This is a genomic window from Mesorhizobium sp. M1004, assembly GCF_040318795.1.
In the GTDB taxonomy this organism is placed as follows: domain Bacteria; phylum Pseudomonadota; class Alphaproteobacteria; order Rhizobiales; family Rhizobiaceae; genus Mesorhizobium.
The window spans coordinates 305,768-327,993 of sequence record NZ_JAMYNB010000003.1; the positions used below are offsets into that span (position 1 = coordinate 305,768).

At 58.6% G+C, this 22,226-nt stretch carries 19 protein-coding genes and 1 pseudogene; 15 read left to right on the forward strand and 5 right to left on the reverse strand.

Annotated elements, in window-relative coordinates; translation table 11 throughout:
* Positions 1–42 precede the first annotated feature (42 nt).
* A complete protein-coding gene (locus NKH54_RS08425; RefSeq protein ID WP_353028011.1) occupies positions 43–918 on the forward strand; it encodes an SOS response-associated peptidase in 876 nt (291 codons plus the stop codon).
* Positions 919–936: 18 nt separating this feature from the next.
* Here the strand turns inward: NKH54_RS08425 and NKH54_RS08430 are convergent, their stop codons facing one another.
* Together NKH54_RS08430 and NKH54_RS08435 are read right to left on the reverse strand one after the other, a co-directional pair.
* A complete protein-coding gene (locus NKH54_RS08430) occupies positions 937–1,779 on the reverse strand; it encodes a plasmid partitioning protein RepB C-terminal domain-containing protein (protein ID WP_353028012.1) in 843 nt (280 codons plus the stop codon).
* Positions 1,773–3,377, reverse strand: a complete 1,605-nt coding sequence (locus tag NKH54_RS08435; protein ID WP_353028013.1) for a recombinase family protein — start codon at positions 3,375–3,377, stop codon at positions 1,773–1,775. The genes NKH54_RS08430 and NKH54_RS08435 overlap by 7 nt, the downstream gene beginning before the upstream one ends.
* A 114-nt stretch (positions 3,378–3,491) precedes the next feature.
* On the opposite strand from NKH54_RS08435, the pseudogene NKH54_RS08440 reads away from it, so the two are divergent.
* The 3 genes and pseudogenes from NKH54_RS08440 to NKH54_RS08450 all read left to right on the forward strand — a co-directional run bounded on the left by NKH54_RS08440 (position 3,492) and on the right by NKH54_RS08450 (position 5,100).
* Positions 3,492–3,888 (forward strand): annotated as a pseudogene (locus NKH54_RS08440) (type II toxin-antitoxin system HicB family antitoxin).
* Positions 3,889–4,087: 199 nt separating this feature from the next.
* Entirely contained in the window at positions 4,088–4,405 is a 318-nt protein-coding gene (locus NKH54_RS08445; protein ID WP_023731577.1) for a YMGG-like glycine zipper-containing protein, read from the forward strand.
* Positions 4,406–4,932: 527 nt separating this feature from the next.
* Entirely contained in the window at positions 4,933–5,100 is a 168-nt protein-coding gene (locus NKH54_RS08450; RefSeq protein WP_023834013.1) for a hypothetical protein, read from the forward strand.
* A 194-nt stretch (positions 5,101–5,294) separates the two neighbouring features.
* Here the strand turns inward: NKH54_RS08450 and NKH54_RS08455 are convergent, their stop codons facing one another.
* The 3 genes from NKH54_RS08455 to NKH54_RS08465 form a co-directional block, all read right to left on the reverse strand.
* Entirely contained in the window at positions 5,295–6,173 is an 879-nt protein-coding gene (locus NKH54_RS08455) for a YihY/virulence factor BrkB family protein (protein WP_023830230.1), read from the reverse strand.
* Positions 6,174–6,298: 125 nt separating this feature from the next.
* Entirely contained in the window at positions 6,299–7,483 is a 1,185-nt protein-coding gene (locus tag NKH54_RS08460) for an acyltransferase family protein (protein WP_353028014.1), read from the reverse strand.
* Between the two features lie 339 nt (positions 7,484–7,822).
* Positions 7,823–8,527, reverse strand: coding sequence for a winged helix-turn-helix transcriptional regulator (locus NKH54_RS08465; RefSeq protein WP_353028015.1), 705 nt, complete (start codon positions 8,525–8,527; stop codon positions 7,823–7,825).
* 168 nt (positions 8,528–8,695) lie between these two features.
* On the opposite strand from NKH54_RS08465, the gene NKH54_RS08470 reads away from it, so the two are divergent.
* From NKH54_RS08470 to NKH54_RS08520, 11 genes are all read left to right on the forward strand, one after another.
* Positions 8,696–8,959 carry a DUF1127 domain-containing protein gene (locus NKH54_RS08470; RefSeq protein WP_353028016.1) on the forward strand — a complete coding sequence of 88 codons (264 nt, stop codon included), beginning with the start codon at positions 8,696–8,698 and terminating at the stop codon, positions 8,957–8,959.
* Between the two features lie 438 nt (positions 8,960–9,397).
* The gene (locus NKH54_RS08475; RefSeq protein WP_353028018.1) at positions 9,398–13,495 is read left to right on the forward strand and encodes a GAF domain-containing protein; all 4,098 of its coding nucleotides are present in this window, start codon (positions 9,398–9,400) and stop codon (positions 13,493–13,495) included.
* Positions 13,492–13,881: a response regulator gene (locus tag NKH54_RS08480; protein WP_353028019.1), complete on the forward strand. Its 390-nt coding sequence runs from the start codon at positions 13,492–13,494 to the stop codon at positions 13,879–13,881. Before NKH54_RS08475 ends, NKH54_RS08480 begins: the two co-directional genes overlap by 4 nt.
* Positions 13,878–15,131, forward strand: a complete 1,254-nt coding sequence (locus tag NKH54_RS08485) for an adenylate/guanylate cyclase domain-containing protein (protein ID WP_353028020.1) — start codon at positions 13,878–13,880, stop codon at positions 15,129–15,131. The genes NKH54_RS08480 and NKH54_RS08485 overlap by 4 nt, the downstream gene beginning before the upstream one ends.
* 600 nt (positions 15,132–15,731) lie before the next feature.
* Positions 15,732–15,998, forward strand: coding sequence for a hypothetical protein (locus NKH54_RS08490; protein ID WP_353028021.1), 267 nt, complete (start codon positions 15,732–15,734; stop codon positions 15,996–15,998).
* 371 nt (positions 15,999–16,369) lie between these two features.
* Entirely contained in the window at positions 16,370–17,191 is an 822-nt protein-coding gene (locus NKH54_RS08495; protein WP_353028022.1) for an alkaline phosphatase family protein, read from the forward strand.
* A gap of 114 nt (positions 17,192–17,305) precedes the next feature.
* Entirely contained in the window at positions 17,306–18,028 is a 723-nt protein-coding gene (locus NKH54_RS08500) for a LuxR family transcriptional regulator (RefSeq protein ID WP_353028023.1), read from the forward strand.
* An 83-nt stretch (positions 18,029–18,111) separates the two neighbouring features.
* Positions 18,112–18,768, forward strand: coding sequence for an acyl-homoserine-lactone synthase (locus NKH54_RS08505; RefSeq protein ID WP_353028024.1), 657 nt, complete (start codon positions 18,112–18,114; stop codon positions 18,766–18,768).
* Between the two features lie 682 nt (positions 18,769–19,450).
* Positions 19,451–20,074: a glycoside hydrolase family 25 protein gene (locus tag NKH54_RS08510; RefSeq protein ID WP_353028025.1), complete on the forward strand. Its 624-nt coding sequence runs from the start codon at positions 19,451–19,453 to the stop codon at positions 20,072–20,074.
* Between the two features lie 147 nt (positions 20,075–20,221).
* A complete protein-coding gene (locus tag NKH54_RS08515) occupies positions 20,222–21,247 on the forward strand; it encodes a PASTA domain-containing protein (RefSeq protein ID WP_353028027.1) in 1,026 nt (341 codons plus the stop codon).
* Between the two features lie 184 nt (positions 21,248–21,431).
* Positions 21,432–22,220: a hypothetical protein gene (locus tag NKH54_RS08520; RefSeq protein ID WP_353028028.1), complete on the forward strand. Its 789-nt coding sequence runs from the start codon at positions 21,432–21,434 to the stop codon at positions 22,218–22,220.
* Positions 22,221–22,226 lie beyond the last annotated feature (6 nt).

Here is a 22,226-nt window from a genome sequence, read left to right on the forward strand (position 1 = left end):
CCGCTCAGCGTGCCTGAACTCCTGCGCAACTGAGGCAGAGCGATGTGCGGACGTTACACCAAATATCTGTCGTGGTCGGAAATCCACCGGCTCTACCGCCTGACTGCGCCGGCGGAGACGGGCCGCAACGACGAGCCCCGGTACAACATCGCGCCGACTCAGGATGTCCCATTCGTCACTGCCGGTGAGGATGGCAACCACAGGCTCCGTGAAGGGCGCTGGTGGCTGGTCCCTTTCTGGGCAAAGGAAATGCCCAAGGCGGCTATGTTCAATGCGAGGATTGAGGGCATCGATACAGCGCCCGCCTTCCGCGACGCCTACAAGTCCAAGCGCTGCCTGATCCCTGCCGATGGCTTCTCCGAGTGGACGATATCGCCAGCCGACGGCAAGAAAGACCCTTGGCACATCTACCAGCCAGGCCACGCGCCTTTCTCGTTCGCCGGGCTTTGGGCTTACAATTCCAATCTCGACATAACCAGCTGCACCATCATCACCGAGCCTGCCGCAGAACCGATGAAGCAGTTGCATGATCGGCAGCCTCTCATTCTCGACCCGGCCTACTATGACGCCCGGCTGGACCCGGCGACGCCCAAGGACAGCCTCAAGGACATTCTCAGCCACGACATCGACGGTCAGCTGCAGTTCAATCGCGTTGGGCGTGAGGTGAACACCAGCGCCGTCAACAAGTTGCCCAACGACCATCCCGGCCTCTTGGGCCGATCAACCCGCTATGAGCAACGAACCGGGCCGGCTTGCCGAAGACATGACAGCGATTCCGCGCGGCCGAGAGCCGATCGAAAATCGCTTTGCGAGCATTCTGGCTGCGGCAAGCTCGGCGGGGTTGGCTTTTCGAGGCATAGACAGAAGTCACATTGGTTCTGTTGTTTGCGTCCCGGCGACGGCTATCGGTTTCTATAGGAGTTGACGTCCGACCATCTAGCGCCCCTGTTCGAGGCATGGCATCGAGAAGCTGTGAAACTCTTCAAAATGCCCCGGAAAGGTCCGGGCGAGATACCGCACCACTCTGGAATTATCCATCAACTGGTCGAAAAAGCGGTTGGCTGCGACAAGCTCCAGGCCCACCTGGCCATGACGTTCCGCGGCGCTGAGAACCGCAAGGCTTACCGCGCCGACATCGAGCACCATCGCGCCGCGCTGGTCTTCCGCCTGTGTGGTGATCGTTGAGAGATTAAAACCCTCGACCAGCAGGGCTTGCGGTGTCAGAGCGACGAGTAGTCTCGCGTAGGTGATCCTGACCCGGTCCATCGCCACCATCAGCCGGGCAATCTCCAATTGCCTGGCTGGCAGCACCTTCTGGAGCAACCCGAAGATTTTTGTTTTTACCGGCGCGTCCCGAAGCAGGTCGAGGACATCAGGGCAAATTCCGTTAACGGCTTTCCGGTTCTCGCCTGTCTCGGAAGCGGGTTTTCCGGGAGAGCAGAACATTTGCGGCTCGCGGGTCGCGCCACGCAACCTATGTGCCAGTAGGCTTGGCATTGTCCTGAAGCCCTCGGACACCAGCGTGGCGCAGAATTGCTTGTCGCGCATCATCAGGTGGAGCGCCGCTACTATCCGGTCTAGGCTCTGTTCAGACTTTGCCGCTTGCGTTACGAAATCGCGCATGCGTTTGCATTCCGTATCGTAGGTCGCCAAAAATTCGTGTGAACGAAGCCTCTTCTTGGACCCTAATGCGCCAGCAACAATATTGCTCGCATGTCTGTCGCCACCGTTTTCCAACGCACGGTAGGCGGCGTCCTTGGCTAAGCGCTTGACTACCAAGCCACGCCTCCGACAGGCTCTCGCTCTGCCAACCTGATAATGGGGTCGAGCGTGGGAAAAATATAGCTGTCCAGCGGTATCCCATTGATGGCATGCAGTTCCGATTTACCCGCGATCTCGTGGGCAGGCGCAATCAAATAGTCCCGAATGGTCAGGTCGCCGGGATTCATACGGATCAGGACGAAAATGTCGGGTAGTGGCCGTTTATCGGCCTTGGAAAACCAGCGTGGATAGCCGAAGCCGGAAACCCTGCATCGGCCCATTGTAATCGCCACCGTGATCTCCTCGTTTATCCGCAGGAGGTCCATCGCCATGTCATGGGCAGCAACCCCGCCCTGCTTATCAATCGCGCCCACAAGATCCCGGATAATCTGCAGCCTCATTGATTCCAGGTGCCGGTTCACGCCGATGAAGCGGTAGTTTTTGGATGGCTCGTATCCGATCAGTTCATAGGCTTTGACAATGGTTCCAAAACGCCACTGGTAGCGTTGGGCCGGCGGGCACCCGGGATCCGCGTCGATCATGGCCAACGACAAGGCGCCACGGCGAGCCAGAAGTGCCCTAAGATCGGCCAGCATCTCGTCGTTGGTCATGTGGCGATAGATGGTCTTGAGCACGATCTGCGCCCGGTCGAACAGTTTGCGGTCGACGATCGGCTCCAGGACGTTTTCCACCCGCACCCACTGTTCCGGGGGATTTCGGACTTGATGGCTTCTCAGCCGGGCCGAATGCTTGTTCCAGACGCTGTTGCCAATGTAATTTTCGTTGGTCAGCACCGAGTGCACGGATTCCCGCGTCCATGGTCGCCCCAAATCGCTGAGCACGCCGCGCTTGTTGAGCAGTCTTGCCATCTCCAGCTCTGTCTTGCGTGTTCTGACAAAGTGACTGAAAATCCACTTCACTGTCGCAATCTCGTCAGGCGGGCCGAGCACCAGAACTATTCTATCCGCCTGCTGGCTCTTGTATTCGTAGGATGAAAGGATGCCTTTTGAGCGGCCGTGTTGATCGACAAGCAAGCGCCGCAGGCCAAAGCCGGCCTTCCCGCCCTGCCGGAAGCCCAGCCGGATCAATCTCGCCTGGCCGATGAAGACTTTTTGCGAGAGCATTCTGCTCTGCTCGGCAGCCATGCTCCGTTTGATTGCTTTGAGGACGTCTGACCCGATGCTGCCGTCGTTTGCGAATTGCTCGGCGCAAAATTCGATACGGACGCCGGCCATCTGGCATCGGTATTCGTAGGCTGCGCTTTCATCAATGTTCTGAAAACGCCCCCAACGGCTTACATCATAGACCACAACCGTCTCAAAATCGGCTCGCCCACTTTCGACATCGGCCAACAGCTTCTGAAGACCGGGGCGCCCTCCAAGGTTTAAACCGCTGCGACCGAGGTCCTCGTAAGTGGCGACAATGTCGTAAGCCATGATATCGGCATAGTCGCGAATGGCATCCGCTTGGTTGTCGATCGAGTAGGTCTGGTGTTCCGTCGACATGCGCACGTACTGCGCGGCGCGAACTCTAGGCACAGTCTGGTTCCCGCCATCTAACTTTGGCACTTTCCCCACACTCTCGACCGTTGCCCAGGCAATGTCTGCCTGGGGCATGCCCAACCTACTAGGCAGCTTCCTACGGTCCCATTAGGAATACCTCGACAGTTTGTGTCGAATGGCTCGATAGTCTGATCGAGCCTCGAAGCCGCTCCTTGGGGGAACCGACCCGTGCGTCACTATATCGGACTGATCCACAAGCAAGCGGACAGCGACTTCGGCGTATCCTTTCCCGATTTTCCGGGCGTGGCCACCGCCGGCACCAACCTGGCCGACGCCCGCGCCATGGCCGAAGAGGCCCTGGCCTTCCATCTCGAAGGCCTTGTCGAGGATGGCGAAGCCATTCCCGAGTCATCATCCCTGGAAGATGTTATGTCGGACAAGGACAATCTCAACCGGGTCGCCGTCCTGGTTGCCCTGAAAGCCGAGGCGAAGAAGGTCGTGCGCGTCAACGTCACCATCCCGGAAGATGTCCTCAATCGATCAATATGCGGAACGGCATGGCTACAGCCGATCTGGATTCCTGATCGCCGCCGCGCAAAAGGCGATGCGCAACGAGGCAGCGTAGCTGCTCCTCAAGCGGATTCAAACCGAGGCGCGATCGCCCGGTTCGTGCAAGGCGTTTCAGCTTTGGCAACCATTGTCTTCAAGGCCCGAGAAACCACGTCTCATTTCGTGAGCGGGCGTGCCGCCGTTTGGCCGCATTGCGCCAGCAACTGGCAACCATTCGCCCCGATCCGCGTTTGGGGCTCCAAAGGAGTTCCAAGATGATGATCAGACAAACTATTGGCGCCGTGCTCATGACTGCAGCACTTGCAGGCTGCGCGACCCAGACCGAACAGCAGCAGAGGGCAACCACAGGCGCACTCATCGGCGGCGGTGTCGGCGCCCTCGCCGGCCAAGCACTGGGCGGCAACACCGAAAGCACGGTCGTGGGTGCCGCCGGCGGTGCCTTGCTCGGCGCTGTCATCGGCCAGTCGACCACGCCGCAGCGCCGCGGCGAACAGCTTTGCCGCTACCAGGACCGCCGCGGCCGGATCTACACGGCGCCTTGCGATGATCGCTATTACAACAACGACTATTGATCCAGCCTCCCTGGAAGTGCGGCTCTCTAACCTTTGCTGCCGCCCTTCCAGGGACCCGGGATCCGTTCGGCGTTTCACACTATGAGACCCCGCTCCGACACCCTCTGCCTCATGAGCTTGCGCTTGGTGCTTGCAAGTATCCATTTCGCGGAGGCGCCGTGAAGCGGTGGTTTTCGGCGCCAACAATGACATCGCATTGCGGCTGCTGAAAGTGTCGACAGCGACCATCGGCTGCGGCCGAAGAGCCGGGGTGACGGTCACGCTGCCAAGCAGCATCAAGTCGCCAAGCGCGCCTTGGTCAAGCGAACGGCTTGCGCTGCATGCACAAAATGTGGGATAATTTGTTAGGTGGAGATTCTCGCTCACACCATCCAAAGGCTTCCTTCGGAGGCCTTTTTCATGTCATGTTGCTTGGCAACTGAGTGCCACAACGAATGGGTGGCAGTCCTCGCCTAAACCAGGCGAAGGAGCACTGCCGCCCCGGTCCTTCGACCGCTTTCACGTCGTAAGCTTGGAGAACAATCCCGATGCTCAAAAGCATTGCGGGCTGGCTCGATGCTGCAACTGCGATTGCCATTGTTCGGCTCCTGATTGACCTCATGAACCTGTACCGCTCCGCTGCCGCCAAGAAGGCGCCGGACGGCAGGCGCGCGAGTACAAAGCCGATACGCAAGCGCCGTCCGCGTCGCCGCTGAACCGCGTCTTTCGCAACTCAAACTGTGACCCTCATGGTTTGACCAACCAGCGCACTTGCACTCATTATATGGTGTCGACCGTATCCAGCTCGCGTGCCCTGCTCGGTGATGCGGCGCCGATGGGTGATGTGGCGAAGCCCCGGCCGGTGCGCCGCGCGCCTAGTCGATTTGGTAGTTAGTGGCATGTGTTGCAGTCAAGCACTGTGAAGCACAGCATCCAGATCGGACCTGCTGCCGTGTCGAATGGAATAGGCGCGAGTGATTTCCGCACCAAAAAGAAAAATTTCCGCCGAGTAGTAAGCCCACAGCAGGATGACGAGCAGCCCACCGGCGGCCCCATATGAGGCCGCGACCGCGCTGGAGCCTATATACCAACCGATAAGCGATTTCCCGAGCGTGAACAGGGCAGCGGTTACAACAGCGCCAATCCAGACATCCCGCCATTCCAGGGTTCGATCAGGCAAGATCTTGAAGATAGCGGCGAAAATAGCTGCGAGGAGGACAAAAGAAACGACCGCGTTGATAACGGCCAGGACAAGTGTCCCGAACGGCAACTGTGCGTTGATGAGGTTGCCTAGGGCCGAAATCGCCGCGCTCGCGACTAGAGAGACGAGCAACATGAAGCCAAGTGCGGTGACCAGTCCCAGACTTACCGCACGTGCGCGCACCAGGCGCGACAACGAACTGCCCTGCGCTTCGACCTTCCATATCATGTTCAAGGACTGCTGTATTTCGCCGAAGACCCCGGAAGCGCTCACAAGCAAGGTGATGATGCCAATCACCGCCGCCCAGGTGCCGCCGGATGGCTTTTCGGATGCGCTCTTCAGTGCGGTTTGCAGGATATTTGCGCTTTCTGTACCCATCATCCCTGTGATTTGGGCGGACAATGCCGCTTGGGCTGCCTCGTGACCGAATGCGAGACCCGCAATTGCAACCACGATGAGCAGAATTGGCGCCAACGATGTTGTGGCATAAAAAGCGATCGCCGCGCCATGGCTGAGAGCATTGTCGTTGACGAACCCAACGACGGCTTCTCGCACCATTGCCCATGCATTTGTGATCGCGCGATGCATTTTGCGCCCCAGTCGAATTGGCGTTCACTAGCAATGCACCAGCACATGTGATGTTCCGGTTGCGGGCTACTAACGCCCTCAGGGGGAGCAGGCAACGTCAGTGGTTATGCGCCGCGCTTGGCGCCCTACTCCGCCGGGGTCTTTTCGAGCACCTGCGCAATTTTCCGGCCAAAGCGCTGGACAACGAAGCGGCCCGCCTTCTGGCCGGGGACCTCGATCAGAGTGTAGGTGATCCAGGACAGCAACGTCACCGTCGGCAGCACAACGGCAACGACGATGGCGAAGCGCAGCGGCGCCGACAGTTCGTGGCCGAACTCACTGATGACGAACGCCGCGACGGGCTGCAGCACCAGCAGATGGATCAGGTAGATGCTGAAGGAAAGCTCGCCCATCAGGTGGAAGAACCGGCTGCTGAGCGTCACGGCGATCGCTCGCGCCAACATTCCCGCCCTTCCAGGCAGCATGCGGTAGAGAACCAGCGCAAAGAAGCCCGCCACAAGCGCTTCACGCACCAGAAGCTTGCCCAGCCCCTGGTCGCCGCCAAAGGGCAGCGCCGCCAAAAGCATGGCCAATGCCAGATAGAGGAACGGCCTCGGTCGGCTCTGATGCACGACTCCGGCCAGCAGCATCCCGCACAGGAATATCTGTATCTTCAGCGGCAGAAAGGACGGCATCGGAAAATGGATCGACAACAGCCGCATCGCAAACACGATGACGCAGCCGGCCGCCGCGACCACAAGGGCGCTCCTGATCCAGTCCAGCCTGCGCACCAGCAGCATGACGGCCGGGAACACGGCATAGAACTGCATCTCCAGCCCCAGGCTCCAGTCAGGCAGCGGCGTGCGATAGGCGAGGTTCGGCACCAGCCCAAACAGGAACGTGAGATGAGCGACGATGTTCTTCAGGCTGCCGTCGAGGTAGCGTTCCGGCGCCTGGTGCGATCTGGAGAGGAAATCGTCGATGATGATCCTGCAATCGTAGAGATAGGGGCCAAGCGCCAGCGCCAGGAAAAGCATGACATAGAACAGCGGCGCGATCCTGAAATAGCGGCGCGTCCAGAATTTGAGCCAGGTTTCCGATCTTTGCCAAGGCTCCTTTTCCTGGCGCAGCTGATAGTGGAACACCATCAGGAAGCCGGACAGCATGATGAACAGGTCGACGCCGAGATCCGGCTCGCCGACGATCGGAATTTGCCAGCCGGTCAAAAGCAGGCAGTGCCCGACCAGCACCCAGATCGCCGCAAGCGCGCGAAGCCCGTCCAGGCATACGATGCGCGACGACTTGATGATGCTGGTTTCGTAGCTAGCCATGTTGCACTGCAGCATGGCGCCTGAGGAGCGATTGTCAACCCGGTGAGAGATGACGAATTACGGCTACGATGGCGGATGCCGAATTGTGCCGATCTCCTCGCCAGACAATAGGCTGAACGGACAGGCACCTTTTCAGGAAACCGTCAGCGCGCCCCGAACGACCGAAATCAGGCGCAAAGCGGACGCCAGGAAAGGTCTAGAATGGGGGCCGAATGCGGACTGGCGGCTTTCAGTGCACAGCAATAAACAACAGATGATAGCGTTATAGCTTTTGAGGCAAGCCCAAACGGCTTTCTCTTTCGGGCCGGGTTGCATAAGGCTGCACTCCAAACATGGCTTTCAAGGAAGCTGGACGATTCCCTCAAGCGCCGCGTAGACCGAGATTCGCAGCCAACGGTCCATGCTTCGCGCGAGGCCGGGGTCGCCGATGAGGAAAAGGCCGCCCCTCTCTTTCTCACGCTCAATGCTGGAGCGGCCCTCCAGGATGGCTCCCAGCGAAACAACGCCGGTCTCGACGTAAAGATCGACGTCCCGGCCGGGGTCGAGCGAGCATAGCTCGGGCAAGTCTGAGCCTGGCTCGACCACAAACCAGTAATGGGGATACCTCGGTGGGGGATCGTCGCGGAAATGGAAGCGGATGACGCGCCGCCGCGGCAGTTCAGCGAGGTCAATCTTTCGCCGCACGGCCCACATGAGGGTCGAAACATCCACGTCGGCGAGCGCGATCTCCGCCTCGATGTTGCACTGCGCCCATTCCGCCAGCGCGTTCATCGCCGGCTCGAGCCTTATCGACTTTTCGGTACGGAAATAGCTGATGGTGCCCGTCGCCTCGTCCTCGACGCGCTCGACTAGGCCCAACGCTTCCATTTCCTTGAGCCGCCTCGACAAGAGGGCGGACGAGACGTTGCCCACCCCCTTGCGAATGTCATTGAAGCGGGTCGAGCCGTTCCAGAGCTCGGTCAGGATTTGGATTGTCCAGCGTGGCTCCAGGAACTCGCAGGCGTGCGAGATCGGGCAGACCAGTCCGTAAGGCCGTCGCGTCATGGCCGACCGCTCCTTTGCCGCAGGTTAGGCCTTTCGGAGGTCTGAGGCCAGTTCACAATCTGAAGCGGAACGCTTCCGAAGCTGCCCTGGTACCTTCTCGCCTTCTGCCGTCACGTCATCGTCATTCGCATTCCCGATCAACGGAGGTTCACCATGACTTGGCGTAACATGACGCAAACGACAATAGGCCAGACCGCACGCCGCTTGCCGGGCACTTTCCTTGACCCTCCGCTCGAACGCCTGCTGGCCCTTGTCCGTGAGTGGAGGACCCGCCGCAACATAAAGCGTGGGCTCGGTCACCTGTCCAACTTCCTTCTGCGGGACGTTGGCTTGACCGAAGCGGACGTCGAAGCGGCCTGCGCCGACAGTTTCGATACATCCGCCTCTTTCGCGCTTAAGAGTGCAGCGCAGAACCAGACGGGAAATTGGTGAGAAGGGAAAGCCCCGCGGGCTGAGGCCGCTTGAGGGCGGCAATTATCAGCCGAATTAGGGGCCATTCTTTAACAACGATTTTGAGGCGCAACCGCGGGCCGCCGCAAAATTGAACTTTCTGGTCGAGTTAAAGCGCATTGCTGACCGGTAGATTTTTTGAGCCGAAAGCTGATCGACTGGTTGTAGAACAAGGTGCAAAGAAGCTGGCACTCCGCCTACGACCCCATCTCGGACGTATCCCCTATCTGCAATAGCTCCGAAAGCCTGCGCTCAGGTGCATTGCCAAGGTGCCGCGCTGCATCGCAAACGGGCGTTGCAGGTCACAAACTTGACGCTGGGCTGGCCAAAGCCGACACTGAGCAGAGAAAAAACAGGAGCACCTCAGTGGGAGGGCCTGACTCCGACTCTGAGATCACGATCAGCTCGCTCCGATCCGAGTTGACAGCGGCGCGCGAAGAAAATCAGGTACGCACCGCTGAGGTCGCCAATCTCCTTGAACAGCAGAATGCGACGAGTGCGATCCTCAGGGTGATCGCCGCATCGCCGACCAACATCCAACCGGTACTGCAGACACTAGTCGACTCGGCTATACGCCTGGCCGGGGCGGACATGGGCGCAATCACGTTGCGCGTTGGCGATACGTTGCGGTTCATGGCAGGCGGCGGGCAGGCTGCTGAGCTGCATGCATACGAACGGGCCAACCCACATCTCGTGGGACGAGGGACGTTCCAGGGCCGCGCCGCGCTGGAGGGATTGACGATCCATGTGGCGGACGCGCTTGAAGACCCGGAATACGAAAGGCCTGAGGCCGCAATCATCGGCAGTTTCCGCGGAGTACTTTCAGTCCCGCTGAAGCGGGGTCAGGAGACCATCGGCGTATTCGGCATGGCGCGGCGGACGATCGGGCTATTTTCACCGCGTCAAGTCGAACTGGTCGAGAGCTTCGCCGACCAGGCCGTGATCGCCATCGAGAATGCCCGGCTGTTCGAGAAAGTCGAGGGGCACAATCGTCAGCTGACCGAGTCGCTGGATCAGCAGACAGCGACGGGCGCAATATTGCAAGTGATCGCCGGGTCTCCCACGGACATTCAGCCTGTGCTGGACGCCGTCGCTGAAAGTGCCGCTCGGCTCTGCGACGCCTATGACGCAACGATCTATCTGCTGCGCTCCGACAGGCTGGCTGTGGGAGCGCATCACGGACCGATTCCGGTTGACAGTGCTGGCTTCCCGGTCGCGCGCGACATCGTTACCGGCCGCGCCGTATTGGATCGGGTGCCGGTCCACGTTCACGACTTGACCATCGCTGGAGAGGAGTTTGCAACCGGCCGAATGATGGCTCAACGTCTTGGTTTTCGCGCGATTCTCGCCACTCCGCTGTTGCAGGAAGGAAAAGCAATCGGAGCGCTTATGATCCGGCGCATCGAGGCGCGGCCCTTTAGCGAGAGCCAAATTGGCCTGCTCAAAACTTTCGCCAACCAGGCCGTCATCGCGATCGGCAATGTGCGGCTCTTCGAAGAGGTGCGGGCTCGCACCGCCGAACTTGGCGAAGCATTACAGCAGCAGACCGCGACCGCGGATGTGCTCAAGGTCATAAGCCGCTCCGCGTTCGACCTGCAGAGCGTCCTGCAGACACTTATCGATTCTGCGGTGAGGCTCTGCGGTGCGAAAACGTCTGGCATATTTATGCGCGAAGGCGATGTCTTCCGGCTTGCGGCAGGCTACGACCAAACTCCGCAGTATCGCGCGTATGAAGAGGCGAATCCGAGTCCGATCAGCCGACAATCCTGGGTCGGCCGAACAGCACTCGACAAGGCAGTCGTCCATATTCCGGATGTTACAAAGGACACAGAACATGGCCTTCCCGAAGCTCCGCGACTCGGAGGTTATTCGGCTGTGCTCTGTGTACCGCTCATGCGCGGAGGATCGGTAATTGGCGTCTTCGCAATGACGCGACCTGAACCCGGGCCCTTCACCGATAGCCAGATCGAACTTGTCCAGACCTTTGCCGACCAGGCCGTAATTGCGATCGAGAACGTCCGCCTTTTCGAGGAGGTGCAGCAGCGGACACGGGAGGCCACAGAGGCGCTGGAGTACCAGACGGCGACCAGCGATGTGCTTAGCGTTATCAGCCGCTCGCCCACCGATGGGCAGCCAGTGTTTAATATGATCGCGCAAAGCGCCGCCCGTCTGTGCGAAGCACAGTTCTGCTTTGTCTACAGATTTGACGGCAAGCTTCTGCATTTCGTCGCGCATCACGGCATCACCGAAGAAAGCGTTGAGATCGTGCGCAATACCTTTCCCGTAGCACCTACTCGCGGCAGCGCTGCCGAAAGGGCAATTCTATATCTTGACGTGGCGCAGATCCCTGACCTCACCTTGGATAGTGAATTCACGCATCGCGCCGCGGCGGCTTTTTCGGGCCTGCGCAGTGCTGTCGCCGTGCCGATGCTGCGTGACGGCCTGCCCATCGGTTGCATAGCAGTCGGGCGTGCTGAGACGGGCTTTCTTTCCGCTAAGCAAGTCGAACTTCTGAAGACCTTCGCCGACCAGGCCGTGATCGCCATCGAAAATGTCCGCCTGTTTGATGAGGTCAAGGCGCGGACCGCGGAGCTAAGCGAGTCGCTTCAGCAGCAGACAGCGACAGCAGACGTGCTCAAGGTCATCAGCCGGTCGGCCTTCGACCTGCAGAACGTCCTTGACACCCTGGCAGAGTCCGCCGCGCACCTCTGCGACGCGGACATCGCCGATTTCTATCGTCTGGTCGACGACGGATTTCAGTGGACCACGACCTTCAGCCGAGATCCGGAAGCGGCCCCTGCCCATACCAAGATCATGCGCCAGCCGGGGCGCGGATCCGTGTCGGGGCGCGTTCTGCTGGAACAGAAAACCGTTCACGTACCGGATTTCGAAGCCGATCCCGAGTTCACCTTCACCGACGTGGCGCGGCAGCGCGGCGTTCGCTGCATCCTCGGCGTTCCGCTCCTGCGCGGCACGGAGCTGATGGGATTGCTTCTGGTCATGCGCAAGGCGCCCGGGCCGTTCTCGCCAAAGCAGATTGAGCTAGTCGAGACTTTCGCCGATCAGGCTGTCATCGCCATCGAGAACGCGCGGCTGTTCGAGGAGGTGCAGACGCGCACGGCGGAATTGAGCGAGTCGCTGCAGCAGCAGACGGCGACGGCCGACGTGCTGAAGGCGATCAGCCGCTCTACGTTCGACCTGCAGCCGGTTCTCGACACGCTGGTGGAATCAGCGGCCAAGCTGTGCGACGCGGACACGAGCGTCATCTTCAAACGCGACGGCGATCTCTACCGGTGGTCGGCCGAGTACGGCAATTTGCCTGAAGCCGCGGTTTTCGCCAAAGCCAATCCCTTTGCCCCTAGTCGCGACAGCATCACTGGAAGGGTGGCCCTCGAAGCCCGTGCCGTCCACGTTTCGGACGTGCTCGCCGACCCGGACTACGGGGCAACGCAGCTTCAGAAGCTCGGCGGCTACCGGACCATTCTATGCGTTCCGATCTTGCGCGAAGGCGCGCCGGTCGGCGTATTCGCGCTGACGCGGTCACAGGTACGGGACTTCACGCCGAGGCAGATCGAGCTCGTCGAGACGTTTGCCGACCAGTCCGGCATAGCGATCGAGAACGTCCGGCTGTTCGACGAGGTGCAGGCGCGTACCCGCGAATTGTCACGCTCGCTCGAAGATCTGAGGACCGCGCAGGACCGCCTCGTGCAAACGGAGAAGCTCGCCTCACTCGGCCAGTTGACCGCCGGTATCGCCCACGAGATCAAGAACCCGCTCAACTTCGTCAACAACTTCTCAGCGCTCTCCGGCGAACTCATCGATGATTTGAGCAGTGTGCTGGCCGGCGCGCCTTTGGAGGCATCCGTCCGCGAAGAGGTTGCCGAGCTGACAGGCATGCTCAAGAGCAATCTCGACAAGGTGGTCCAGCATGGCAAGCGGGCCGATTCCATCGTCAAGAACATGCTATTGCATTCGCGCGCGGGTTCAGGAGATCATCGTCCGATCGATATCAATGCCGTCGTGGAGGAGAGCCTGAACCTTGCCTATCACGGGGCGCGCGCCGAAAAGCCAGGATTCAACATCACGCTGACGCGGAATTTCGACCCGCAGGCGGGAGATGTCGATCTCTACCCGCAGGAGATCACGCGGGTGCTTCTTAACCTCATCTCCAACGGCTTTTATGCAACGGCCAAGCAGAGCGCCGCGACGAATGGTACGGGCTATGAGCCGACGCTCTCCGCTGTGACCAGAAGTCTCGGTGACCGTGTCGAAATCAGGATCCGCGACAACGGGATCGGCATTCCACCGGAGGTGAAGGAGAAGATGTTCAATCCATTCTTCACGACCAAGCCAGCCGGCGAGGGCACCGGGCTCGGCCTGTCGCTCAGCCACGACATCGTCGTCAAACAGCATGCCGGCACGATCGACGTCGACAGCCAGCCAGGCGAGTTCACCGAGTTCCGGATTGTGCTGCCGCGCGCTGCCGCCTCGCTCGCAAAATCGGGAGGTGAAGCATGAGCCTCCTCATTCTGGTTGTCGACGACGAGCCCGACGTCGAGCCGTTATTTCGCCAGCAGTTCCGCCGCGACATCCGAGCCAGCCGCTTCACCATGGAGTTCGCGCAATCGGCGATCGATGCGTTGGAGCAGATCGACCACGCCGAAGGGGTGACATTGATCCTGGTGCTGTCTGACATCAACATGCCCGGCCTGAGCGGGCTCGAGCTGCTGCCGAAGATCAAGGTGCTGCGGCCCGACGTCCCGGTCATCATGATCACCGCCTATGGCGACGCCGAAACCAAGCGCAAGGCGTTGGAGAACGGCGCCGAAGCGCTGCTGACCAAGCCGATCGACTTTGCGACGCTCAGGCAACAGATCGAAACGCGGCTGGGAATGGTGGCGTGACGGCGCGCATCCTCGTGGTCGACGACGAGCCCGATCTTGAGGTCTTGATCGTACAGAAGTTCCGGCGTCAGATCCGCGATGGTGCGGTCATTTTTCTCTTCGCCAGCGATGGTGTGGACGCCCTGTCCGTCATCGACGGCAACAGCGACATTGACATGGTGCTGTGCGACATCAACATGCCCCGTATGGATGGCCTGTCGCTGCTGGAGAAGCTGCAGCAGGCCGAGGGGCAGCAGCTTTCGACCGTCATCGTCTCCGCTTACGGTGACATGGCCAACATCCGCACCGCGATGAACCGAGGCGCCTTCGACTTCATCACTAAGCCGATCGACTTTGCCGACCTGGAGACCACGATCGCCAAGACCTTGAAGCATCGCGAGGTGCTGCACGAGGCGCATCGACGGCAAGCGGTCGCGGAGCGCGCGCATGCATCGCTGTCGCGCTACTTCTCGCCCAATCTGGCCGAGCGGCTGGCCGGCGACGCCGACGGGTTGGCGCTAGCCGGACAGTGGCGCGAGGTCGCCTCGCTGTTCACCGACATTACCAGCTTCACCACGCTTGTGGAGACGATCGACCCTGCCACGCTAGGCGCGCTCCTCAACGACTATTTGGCCGGCATGACCGACGTCGTGTTCGCGCATGAAGGCACCGTCGCCAAGATCGTCGGCGATGCGCTGCATGTGCTGTTCGGCGCGCCTGGCGAGCAGCAGGACCATGCGGCGCGCGCGGTTGCCTGCGCGCTCGAGCTCGACGCGCTGTCGCAATCGTTCCGCGATTGCTGGCGCGACAAGGGCGTCGCGGTCGGTACGACCCGCATCGGCGTCCATGCAGGTCCAGCGCTGGTCGGAAATTTCGGCGGAGGCCGCTTCTTCGACTACACGGCCTATGGCGACACCATCAATATCGCGGCGCGGCTGGAAAGCGCCAACAAGCAGTTGGGCACGCGTATCTGCGTCAGCGGGAGCGCGGCCGCAATGGTCGACGGCTTCCGTGGACGGCCGGTCGGCGATCTGATGCTGCGCGGCAGGGCTGAGGCGCTGCGCGCGTTCGAGCCTTTGTCGTCAAAGCAGTATGATGATCCTTCGACGGCGAGCTATCTCGAAGCCTTCGGCAGATTGGAGGCCGGCGATGCAAACGCGCTTACGGCTTTCGCCGCGCAGATCGGCAAATGTCCGGACGACCAGCTCGCCAGCTTCCATCTCAAGCGGCTGCTCAACGGCGCCAAGGGAACGCGGATCAGCCTAGACTGATCTTTGCGCCTGTCGCGACCGCGACCGTAAGCTTCGTCGCCGGCAACGTCTGCTTTCACGGGTGTCCTCAATGGCCGACATGAGGCGCTTTTCCGGCAGACAGCTCTATGCGCGAGGGTGGCAAGGTCACGCAAGTTCCCGCGCGGGCGGCGTTTGTACACTCGGTGTATGCAAACGCCCTAAATGGCGATGCTCGCTCTCAAGGCCTATTGGGTGATTGGTTGCGAACGGCCGACGAAGTCAAGGCTCGAGAGATCAGGGAATCTCGCGATTATTGGCGGACCTACCAACGGGTTGCCCGTGAGCTCATTGCCGATGCAAAGGCAAACGGTGAGAGCGAACCTATTATAGGACCGCACCCCGATGACATCGTCCTCGACGACGAGACCGGCGCACGCATCATCGGGCCGTTCGATGAGGAAAGCGCTAAGCAGACGCAGGACACTGTTGACCATCGGCATGCCTTCATTCTTCAGGCGGCTCTGGATGAGCGGTTTAGGCCCAACCCAAAAAACGACGATCCGCGATTGGGATCCGGAGCAGCCTACGAGATTGCAAGGATGATCAACCGGTCTTTGCCACCAAGACTAAGGCTTTCCGATGGTTTACAAGGTCGACCTGTATTCTCGCCATCGCCTACGGTGGCTCCTCAAGGAGGTGTATTCGACCTGGCGCAAGCTCGGTAAGAAATTCAAGCGCGGGCAGCTCTTTCCCAGCCTCGGGTGGGCGGTGGAGAAGCTTACCTTGATGCGTGACCTGCAGGCAGCTGTGGGAGGCGGCCATCTAGACCTCGATGCGATTGCCGACGGTCATTTCGATGAAACCGCACGAGAGTTTTTCGAGGAGCGGGGCTTCGCGTTCGAATGATGGAGGGCATACCTGGCATGAACATCTTTTCACATCCACTGACGCTAAAGAACTGACAGCCGTTGCGCTGCAAACACGAGCGAAGTTCCGGAAAGATTGGTGCGAGCCCAGACGGGCGGATTGCGCGGCATCGGCGCTCTGCCCAGAAATGTCGGCGCCTTACCGTTGGAACCGGCGACTGAGAGCGTCCTCAGCTCCATTGCTGCCGAAAGGAAAATTGCCAGGTCACATCTTATTCGGATAGTGTTTCGCGAGTGGCTGGAAACAATCGCCTACTTGCGTGCTAGCTCGGTCGAAGAGAACCGCGAGATGAATGGCAATGCATAGCAACATTTCCGCCTCGTCGACCGGGATCATCGAGAGGGAATTCCATGTGCGAGCAGAGTGGGTACCCTTCACTTCAACGGTTCTCTATAGTTGTCCTAACGATCAGCATCGCGCTGAGCGCCGCTGGTAATGCTGTCGCTTCGCCGAGCCGGCCCCCGAAATATGACCACGTCGTCGTCGTCATCCTGGAGAACCACTCCTTTGATCAGATTTCTCAGGCAGGATCGGCTGCCTATTTGGGAAAACTAGCGAAGGGTGGCGCTATTTTTGAGAACTCCTATGGCGTCGCTCATCCCAGCCAACCCAATTACTTCGCACTCTTCAGCGGTTTGACACATGGGGTCCATGACGATGGCATGCACAGCTTTGCTGGGCCGAACTTGGCCGCTCGTCTTCGTGCCCATGGCAAGACATTTGCGGGTTATATCGAAGCCGGATCGCCGCGAAAACACAATCCTTGGGAGTCGTTTGCAGACGCAAAGGGATTTGAGAAGTCTTTGACTGACTTCCCGTACGACTATGCGAGGCTGCCATCCGTTAGCTTCGTGATCCCCAATCTCAAACATGACATGCACGATGGCACGATAAAGCAGGCCGATACCTGGCTGAAAGATCACCTGGGTGGCTACGCCAATTGGTCGAGGAAAAATAACAGTCTGTTGATAGTGACGTTCGATGAGGATGATTATCATAATGAAAATCACATATTTACTGTATTCTATGGGTTTGGAGTCAATCCCGGGCGTTACTCCGAATTAATCGACCACTATACAGTCCTGAGGACTATCGAAGATATAGAGAGCATACCTCCTCTAGGCGCCAGCGTCGTCAGAAAGGCGATCGGCAGTGGTTGGAGCCGGCACTAGTCTCTAAGGCAGCTGCAGTGCTCCACGCGTGAGAACATTTCTGTAAATCCTGTATTCGGATCTCCTAATTCAGGCTAGACTTATATGGGTTGGTGCCACGCAGGGATCGCATACATGATCGATGCAGACGTTTTTGATTTTGTCGAGCGCTGCAGAAACCACACGGCAACGGGGCCGCTGCTGGGCGACCTACTGGAGACCGTGCGAAATCTCGGCTTCGAACACCTCATCTTGAGCGGCGTTCCTCTCGGTGGGCAGAAGCTTGCGCCGATGGTCGAACTGAATGGCTGGCCCGCAGGGTGGTTCGAGCGTTATGTCGAAGCCGAACATGCCGCTGTCGATGGCGTCTGCATCTATTCGGCGAAAACCTTGAAGCCGTTTCTTTGGTCTGACGTACCAGCAAAATGGTCTAATACCGAAGGCTCTCGACGAGTTGCAGGCGAAGCAACGGAGTTTGGCATCTGCAGCGGTTTCGCCGTACCGATGTTAAGCGTCCACCATTGGCAATCCGTGCTGTCATTTGCGTCTCCCGCGAAGCGATGCAGTCTGTCGTCCCGCCAACAAGTGCAACTGGTTACCATGGCGGTATATGCCGGCATGTCGATCCAGGCTTTGTCAAATGACGATGAGGGGGATGAAGGTCCCCTGACCGATCGGGAGAAAGAGGTCCTTTTGTGGGCCGCGGCCGGCAAGACCTCGTCGGAAACGTCTCAGATTCTTGGCCTGACTGAGCGCACCGTCAAATGGCATTCTACGCGAGCTCGGGAAGCTTTTGGGGTCGCGACAACCACGCAGGCTGTTGTTGAAGCGGTGCGCAGGCGCTTGATTCATCCCTGAGCGCGTCAACTGTCCGATCGGACAGGTGACGTATATTAGCGGGACTGCGACTATCCCTCCAAGAACGATCGGGGGATCGCGCTATGATAGAAGCCCATGTCGTCAATGCGCTGAACAAGCATCTCTATGAAAGCGAATTCGACGAGTTCCTGCGTCGGCGCCACGACTTTTTCGTGCATCAAAAACATTGGCGTCCAGAGAGCCCGGATGGTCGCGAACTGGATCAATTTGATACGGAGGCAGCCACATACCTGCTTGGTATCGAAGAAGGCCGCGTGGTCACCTCCGCGCGGCTGATCCCAACCAGCGAACCGCATATGGTCTCGGAAGTCTTTCCTCATATGTGCGAAAAATCGGGCGTTCCGAGGCGCCCCGACTGGGCCGAATGGACACGCACCTACGTGGTCACCGACAAACGCTCGACCGGGCTGCGCGGCACCCTTACGCAGCTGTGCTGCGCGGTGATGGAATATGCGCTCGACGAGGGCCTCAGCGCAGTAGGCGGCATCCAGGAAACCTATTTCATGCCGCACCACGGAGCGCTCAAATGGCGGGCCGAGCCGATGGGCATGGCGCGGGAAGAAAACGGCGAATGGTACATCGTCGCGTACATCGAGGTGGATGAGGCGGCTCTCGCCAGTGTCCGCAGAATCCTTGGGATCGACCATTCCCTGCTGGTTCGTCGAGGGTTGCAATTGCCGTTCATCGAAACCGCTCACAAACTCAGCAAGGTTGCCTAGAGCTCCACGCGAACCGACAGTTCGAATCCCACTATCTGCGGAAAGGAACCAATGGCAGCGAGTATCAAAGGGAGGGGAGGAGCATATGCCAATTGTAGGAAATGGATGGGAATTACATATAGTCCGACAGAATGTTCAGCAAAGGCAGGGCAGAAGACGCACTATTGGCACTTACCAAATCTATCACAACGGGGTTTCCCAAGAGACGCTCAAAGGCACTACGGTCGAAACCAAGGGCCCAGGCGACAATAAGGTGGCAGGAAATGGCCGAAGGGTTGAGGCAGGGACATATCCCTTGGCCACTCAGGCAGGCTCACACTATGTCACTTTGGGCTACTTGATTAGCAACGATTCTGACCAAACACCCAAGCCTGGACTGGAGTTGCGCCAGACGGGAAACCGTTCGGAAATACTCGTCCATCCTGGCCACGGGTTTCTGGCGAGTATCGGTTGCATCAATCTGACTCGCGCCCTAGCGAGCGGTAATACTGACATACCCTTCGTTGACAGCCGCGATCGAGTTATTGCGGCTATCTCTGACCTCCAAACATTCGCGGGGACCGCCTTTCCCCATCATAACGGACAACCTATCGACAACGCTTGGGTTGTTATCGACGGCGAGCCTTAAAACGTTATCGGTATTCAACCGGACGAGTAGCTTAGGCCAATTGGGAGCGGGAGAATGCCTAATTTCAACGGCGTAATCGACATTTCGCATCACAATGGCAACGTCAATTTGGCCACCGCTCAAACTGACGGGATCGTTGGAGTCATACAAAAGGCGACCCAGGGACAGACGGGCGTCGATCCGACCTATGCTAGGAATCGCGGGCGGGCGGCGGCTGCCAATTTACTATGGGGCGCGTACCACTTCGGTACGGGGAGCGATGGAGTCAGGCAAGCAGAGAATTTTCTCGGCGTAGTTGGAACCACAGGACTTTTGGTCCTCGATCTCGAACCAAACCCAACTGGCCCCAGCATGAGCCTGGAAGAGGCCAGAGCCTTTGTCACTCACGTCCGTGAAAAGACTGGCCACTTCCCCGGTTTGTATTCCGGCCATTACATTAAACAGCTGCTTGGCACCAATTCTGACCCTGTTTTAGCGCAATGTTGGTTCTGGTTGGCTCAATACGGTCCGACCCCAGTAGTTCCTCCAAATTGGCCGGCTTGGACAATGTGGCAGTATACTGATGGCGCGTTTGGCCCTGAACCCCATACCGTTCGTGGAATCGGTCGTTCTGACCGCGATATGTTCAATGGAGATGAACCAAAACTGCGGGAATTCTGGGAAACAGAATCTTCTTAAGGACTCCAGTTTGCAACGGCCTTATTGGGCTACAACTGCAATGCTTGCCTGCAATCTTGGGCACGAGTGACCCAGTTACCAGGGAAGCTGGTCGCCGCCGAAAGGTTGATCTCAATTCCAGCCTTACCTTTGAGGAATTTGACTAATATGGCTGACGTGCAGGTGCCGGACGTGTCCGGCTTGACCCAAGCAGAAGCGGAAGCGCAGTTGACGAGCGCGGGGTTGGTTGTTGGCACAGTGACGACCGCGACCAGTTCAACGGTACCGTCCGGCGGGATCAGCAAGATGAACCCCGTTGCGGGCTCGTCAGTTGCTACGGGTTCGACCGTGGATCTGGTAGTGTCGGCCGGACCGGCAGCGCAGGTCGCCGTACCGGATGTGTCCGGTTTGACGCGACCCGCCGCGGAATTAGCTCTGAAAGGTATCGGTCTACAAGTCGGCGCCGTCAAAAATCAACACACTGATCTGGTTCCGACCGGCGGTATCTTAGCAACAAATCCGCCTGCCGGGGCAACGGCGCCATCGGGATCGGTGGTCACGCTTGAGATATCTTCTGGACCGGAACCAAATTTTACTCAATATATACCTACTGTATTGTTTTCGATGCTCACTCTTATCGTAGTTGGTTTACTTGTATGGGGAATATGGTCGGAAAGTTTTCTGACAAATCTTTCACGTAAAGAGTTCGCGAGGGGATTAATTACGTTCCTAATAGCAGTTGCGACTGTTGGAATTGCCATGATCATCGCAATTTCAACAATTATGTTAAATGAAACGGCGGATGCAGACAAGAGATTTGACCGCGGAAAGCAAATTCTTACAATTCTGATTGGGGTATTGGGAACGATTGTTGGTTTTTACTTTGGTTCTACCCCCGATACTGAGAAGCCTCCAACTGAGCAGCGCGTATCGGCACTAAAGATGATGCTACCGCGAGGCGCCGTCGGGATCCCCTATCCGGCCATAACTTTGGAATCGACCGGATTAACGCCGCCACTTAAATGGTCGGTTTCTCCCGACTTGCCAGATGGCATCGTATTGGACGCTAACGCGGGAAAGATCAGTGGTACCCCAACAGTGCCCTTAGCCAGGACCCAATTCACATTTAAGGCTACAGACAGTGCTGCTCCCCAAGGCTCCTCGCAGGAAATATTGGAACTGCAAATACAATGAGGTTGCCGAGAGAGGACAAAAGGCATGATCAGTCGGATGCGGTTGCGGTACTGAAGCTGTCGCCTAGCGCATGCGGGCGCTGAGGCCTGCGGTGAGGTTTGGTTTTCTGTTCGGAGTAAATGGTTGGCCTATACACTCGCTGACGCGAGGCACCTTTGGGTTTCGAGTCTAGGGAATGTTTTGCATGCACTATGCTGCGTCATCTCTTGTTCTTGTTCTATGCCTAGCGGGCTGCGCGACGCCGCCTCTTCAGGAGACAAAGGCGTTCGTATCTGCAGTGAATACCGTAAATTCTGCGGCGGATGCGCTCGTTGATGAAATAAATGTCGCTGAAAAGGCTCGATATTCGCGGCTCCACGCAAAGGATCCAGTCTTCGAGCTAAACAACGCTTACTATGTTTCAACCATCAGCGAAACGCCTGCCGCTCTAAATTATCGCAAGGGCCTAACTGTACTTCAAGATTATGCAAATTTGCTGCAGAGTCTGGTTGACGGCTCCGGAATTAACGCCGTTCACGCCCAGGCTGAGACGTTGGCGGCCAATATTTCGGCCATAGCCGGCGCCCCGGAGGTCGCGGTCGTCGCCAAGGCTTTGCTCCCCGTTCTTGATCGGATTACCGCTGCGGCCAACGTCGCGGAGGCGCGGCACATGGCGGTAGGCGGAGCGAAGGCCGTGCACGATCTTCTCGCCGCGCTCAGGGATGGCGCGCCTGCAATGTACGAATATCTGACTTTGGATCTGCGTCGTACGCGAGCACCTTACGAGAGACTGCAAGAATATCGCGTCGCCGTCGCGAATTACGTGGTTCTGATCGACAAGCTAGACTCAACCTTCTCGCAATTGATCGTCGCCTTCGATCGCCCCAGCAATCCCATCACATTAGCGGCTCTTGTCGATGCTAGCGCCCAATTGAAGGCTAACGTGAGCGCCGCGCGACAGAGCCTCGTAGCGTTGCGACGCAGCGGAATTTGATACCTC

Coding starts and splice junctions, on each gene's coding strand:
- NKH54_RS08515 (WP_353028027.1), top strand. CDS start 20,222: ATGGCTGACGTGCAGGTGCCGGACGTGTCCGGCTTGACCCAAGCAGAA.
- NKH54_RS08425 (WP_353028011.1), top strand. CDS start 43: ATGTGCGGACGTTACACCAAATATCTGTCGTGGTCGGAAATCCACCGG.
- NKH54_RS08495 (WP_353028022.1), top strand. CDS start 16,370: ATGTGCGAGCAGAGTGGGTACCCTTCACTTCAACGGTTCTCTATAGTT.
- NKH54_RS08460 (WP_353028014.1), bottom strand. CDS start 7,483: ATGGCTAGCTACGAAACCAGCATCATCAAGTCGTCGCGCATCGTATGC.
- NKH54_RS08435 (WP_353028013.1), bottom strand. CDS start 3,377: ATGCCCCAGGCAGACATTGCCTGGGCAACGGTCGAGAGTGTGGGGAAA.
- NKH54_RS08500 (WP_353028023.1), top strand. CDS start 17,306: ATGATCGATGCAGACGTTTTTGATTTTGTCGAGCGCTGCAGAAACCAC.
- NKH54_RS08520 (WP_353028028.1), top strand. CDS start 21,432: ATGCACTATGCTGCGTCATCTCTTGTTCTTGTTCTATGCCTAGCGGGC.
- NKH54_RS08445 (WP_023731577.1), top strand. CDS start 4,088: ATGATGATCAGACAAACTATTGGCGCCGTGCTCATGACTGCAGCACTT.
- NKH54_RS08470 (WP_353028016.1), top strand. CDS start 8,696: ATGACGCAAACGACAATAGGCCAGACCGCACGCCGCTTGCCGGGCACT.
- NKH54_RS08490 (WP_353028021.1), top strand. CDS start 15,732: ATGGTTTACAAGGTCGACCTGTATTCTCGCCATCGCCTACGGTGGCTC.
- NKH54_RS08455 (WP_023830230.1), bottom strand. CDS start 6,173: ATGCATCGCGCGATCACAAATGCATGGGCAATGGTGCGAGAAGCCGTC.
- NKH54_RS08480 (WP_353028019.1), top strand. CDS start 13,492: ATGAGCCTCCTCATTCTGGTTGTCGACGACGAGCCCGACGTCGAGCCG.
- NKH54_RS08450 (WP_023834013.1), top strand. CDS start 4,933: ATGCTCAAAAGCATTGCGGGCTGGCTCGATGCTGCAACTGCGATTGCC.
- NKH54_RS08505 (WP_353028024.1), top strand. CDS start 18,112: ATGATAGAAGCCCATGTCGTCAATGCGCTGAACAAGCATCTCTATGAA.
- NKH54_RS08510 (WP_353028025.1), top strand. CDS start 19,451: ATGCCTAATTTCAACGGCGTAATCGACATTTCGCATCACAATGGCAAC.
- NKH54_RS08465 (WP_353028015.1), bottom strand. CDS start 8,527: ATGACGCGACGGCCTTACGGACTGGTCTGCCCGATCTCGCACGCCTGC.